This is a genomic window from Microcoleus sp. Pol12B4 (genome assembly GCF_036701385.1).
Taxonomy (GTDB): Bacteria; Cyanobacteriota; Cyanobacteriia; order Cyanobacteriales; family Microcoleaceae; genus Microcoleus.
Genome location: NZ_JAUBQR010000416.1, coordinates 1 through 1,897, shown reverse-complemented (window position 1 = coordinate 1,897; position 1,897 = coordinate 1). Strand labels below are relative to the sequence as shown.

Annotated in this window: 2 protein-coding genes; one reads left to right on the top strand and one right to left on the bottom strand. The window is 40.1% G+C overall.

Features of this window, described 5'->3' with window-relative positions; translation table 11 throughout:
• The coding region (locus QUA38_RS28660) for an ATP-binding protein (RefSeq protein WP_333167860.1) at window positions 1–1,164 on the bottom strand (1,164 nt) is incomplete at its 3' end.
• A gap of 89 nt (window positions 1,165–1,253) precedes the next feature.
• On the opposite strand from QUA38_RS28660, the gene QUA38_RS28655 reads away from it, so the two are divergent.
• Window positions 1,254–1,865 (top strand): hypothetical protein, encoded by a 612-nt coding sequence (locus QUA38_RS28655; protein ID WP_333167858.1) that lies wholly within the window; start codon window positions 1,254–1,256, stop codon window positions 1,863–1,865.
• The last annotated feature ends 32 nt before the right edge of the window (window positions 1,866–1,897 follow it).

Sequence of the window (1,897 nt, the reverse complement as noted above, 5' to 3'; positions counted from 1 at the left end):
GCGATCGAACTGCTGCTGTAAAACATCTTTCAAATCTTCCGGCAACAATATAGTATCATTTGGTAATAACTCTGTCACGCCTCCACCCAAGTCTTGAATCAGATTCGCCACGCTTTTTAACCATAGGGGATTGCCTTGGTAGCGATGAATGAGTGCTTCACTGTTGTCGCTTTCCTCTACCCCATAATCTCTGAGTATTTCCCGTCCGGCTGCGATGTCTAAACCTTTGAGTTGTAAGGTGCGAATAGAAGTATTTTGGCTTTTAACTTGAGTCACTTCTCTCGGTTGTTCCCAACCGAGTAACATAAAGCAGCTTTGATGGGATAATTTTTCTATTTGTTTGAATAAAGAGCGATATTCTTCGGATTCTGGTTTATATTTTCCTGCCAATTCGCCACTACAGAAAAGGTTGTGAACGTCATCTAAGACGATTAAACAGCGATGGTTTTGTAAATACTTAATCAGCGGTAAGCGTTTTTGGTTTGTTGGGGATGAATTTTGTTTTTCTGACTGGAAAAAAAGCTGTATTAGGTTAGATTGAAATTTTTCTAGGGTGGGGAATTCGTCTAGAGTGTACCAAACTGCGTACTCAAACTCGTCTTTAATTTGTTGTAGGAGTTGCACTGCTAGGGTGGTTTTCCCGATACCGCTGATGCCGGTGAGGGTGATGAGGCGACAGCGTTGTTGTAGAATCCAGGTGGTGAGGGTGTGGAGTTCGGGAGTGCGATCGAAGAAATCGCCCAACTCCGGCATTTCGCTTAAATCTTGATTTAGAGTTTTGGTTTGTTTTGAGTTAGATGTTTCTTGATTTAGTGGCTGTGAGTTTGGGCTATTTGGCGGGTGTGTAGGTTCTCCACAGGTGTTAAAACTACTAATTGCTACGTTTTCAAAATTAGAGACATTTTCAAATATAAACCTTCCCATTACCGATCGAAAATTCTTTTTATTAACATCTTCCCCGAACTCTTCTGAAACTATCTGCCATAATTCCGAACCAACTTGCCTAACATAACTCTCATTACAGTGAATCTCCTCGGCAATTTTGGTGTATTTCTCACCTTGCATGGTTCCTCGCAGAATTGCCTCTTGTAAGTTATCGAGGTGCTGATCGGTCTTGGCAAAGACTATCTCGTCAGCCATTTTTAACACTTCGTTAAGATTCATGTAGCATCGCAGATGTGGGGATTTTTCGTATTATACCTAACATTTTCCAACATTTTCTGGCATTTACAAACATTTTTTACAGAGGGCGAGTGGGCGTCGCTCACAAAATTGCCCACAAAATAGAGCATTTTTGGCTCGACAAACCTTTGATTCCTAATGATAATGGGAGAAATATAAAGCGTAAGTGTAGAAATTTAACGCTTGCCGTTTTCTACCCTGTAACTCTAATTACAGTTTATTTCAACAAACTCAGTCATGTTTTGACCGAGTGGATTAAGGGAGGTATTCTAATGGTTGGCTTTGGAGATAAATTTAAGTCGATTGTGAATCAAGCCCAACAGAAGGTCACAGATATTCAAAATAGTGAGCAAATGAAGGGTATAGTTGGTCAGCTCAAGGAGAAAGTTACAGAGTATTCAGAGCTTGCTCAAACAAAATTGGAAGAATATGAAGAATATATAGCAAAGTCGGAAACGCAAAAAATTGAGTCTGGTTCTCTCCCTCAAACAAAAACGGAAGAAGATCAAAACAACTCAGAAACGCAAGGACTTCAATCTGCCGCTCTAGCTCAAATAAAAACGGGAGAAAATAGACGAAATAGTGAGCAACTGAAAGCCCTAGTTGGTCATATCAAGGAGAAAGTTACAGAGTATTCAGATACAGCGTTTTCCGCTGTTATGAGGTACAATAGCAACAGTTAGCAAACCAATTTCTTAAATGCTGAGGATTTATT